This window comes from Mycobacterium sp. ENV421 (assembly GCF_002887815.1).
Lineage (GTDB): Bacteria > Actinomycetota > Actinomycetes > Mycobacteriales > Mycobacteriaceae > Mycobacterium.
In genome coordinates, this window is record NZ_PDHO01000130.1 from 1 (window position 1) to 1,144 (window position 1,144).

At 58.3% G+C, this 1,144-nt stretch carries 2 protein-coding genes; one reads left to right on the top strand and one right to left on the bottom strand.

Going from position 1 to position 1,144, the window contains the following annotated elements; all coding sequences use genetic code 11:
• Positions 1 to 151 precede the first annotated feature (151 nt).
• Positions 152 to 847 carry a type I restriction-modification system subunit M N-terminal domain-containing protein gene (locus CRM90_RS29995; RefSeq protein WP_233209609.1) on the top strand — a complete coding sequence of 232 codons (696 nt, stop codon included), beginning with the start codon at positions 152 to 154 and terminating at the stop codon, positions 845 to 847.
• A 34-nt stretch (positions 848 to 881) separates the two neighbouring features.
• Here the strand turns inward: CRM90_RS29995 and CRM90_RS30630 are convergent.
• Positions 882 to 1,144 (bottom strand): hypothetical protein (locus CRM90_RS30630; protein WP_158249093.1); only part of this gene is annotated, 263 nt, incomplete at its 5' end.

The window sequence follows — 1,144 nt, forward strand, 5'->3', positions numbered from 1 at the left end:
CCGCCGACAACCACCCTACGAGCCAACAGGTCGCTTGACATCCCTTAGGAACTCAAGGTTCCGGTGACCCCTCCGCCCGTCCTCCCACCCGCTGTACGGGCTTCGGGGTAACTTCCCCCGTGTCACATACTGAGGCGAGGAGACCACCCCTATGGCGCAGACGAATGCGAATCTGATCTGGAAGATCGCCGATCTGCTGCGGGGGCCGTATCAGCCGAACCAGTACGGCGACGTGATCCTGCCATTCACGATCCTGCGCCGCCTGGACTGCATCTTGGAGCCGACGAAGGACGAGGTCCTCGCGGAGTACAAAAAGATCTCGGCGACCAAGGTCGATCCCGCTGTGATGCTGAAGGCCAAGTTCAAGCTGCCCTTCTACAACACCTCCCGCTGGACCTTCGATGCGCTGGTTGGTGACCCGGAGGGTGTCGCCGACAACCTCATTGACTACATCGAGCGGTTGTCGCCGAACGTTCGCGACGTCTTCGATGGCTTCCGCATGATCGACCTCATCGGAGACTTGTCGAAGTCGGATCGGCTCTACCTGATCGTCAAGGCGTTCGCCGCCGTCGACCTGCACCCGAAGGTCGTCACCAATCACGACATGGGTTATATCTTCGAAGAACTCATCCGCAAGTTCGCCGAATCGAACAACGCCCAGGCTGGTGATCACTTCACCCCCCGCGAGGTCATTGCGCTGATGGTCGACATCTTGTTTCACACCCAGGACGACGTGCTCAGCAAGCCCGGCACGGTCCGCACCATCTATGACCCCACCGTTATGTGCAATTGGAGTGTCTCAAGAGACAGCCGTATTGCGCGATCAATACGGCTTTTGGCTATCTGAATGCAACAGGCTCCGGCCACTTCAATAGAGATAGTCATTCAAACTCCGTGGTCTGAAACTTCAGCGTGACTGCGTTCTCGCGGATGGTCCGGATCTTCGACTCATCTAGCCCGCCCGGAACGTGAGCGTCGATCTCGACCCGAATCTCCAGCTGGACTCCGGGTAGCGAAGCCAAGTGGGCGATCACTTCGTCAGCGACTTTCTTAAACTCGAGGCCGTACCGTTCAGCGTTCAGGGATTTGTGTTGACCGTCTCTCGGGATGACGACGACGGGGTATGCGGTCGTCATTGAGCGTG

What these genes read in the sequence shown, in the direction of transcription:
- CRM90_RS29995 (WP_233209609.1), top strand. Translation starts at nt 152, where the DNA reads ATGGCGCAGACGAATGCGAATCTGATCTGGAAGATCGCCGATCTGCTG.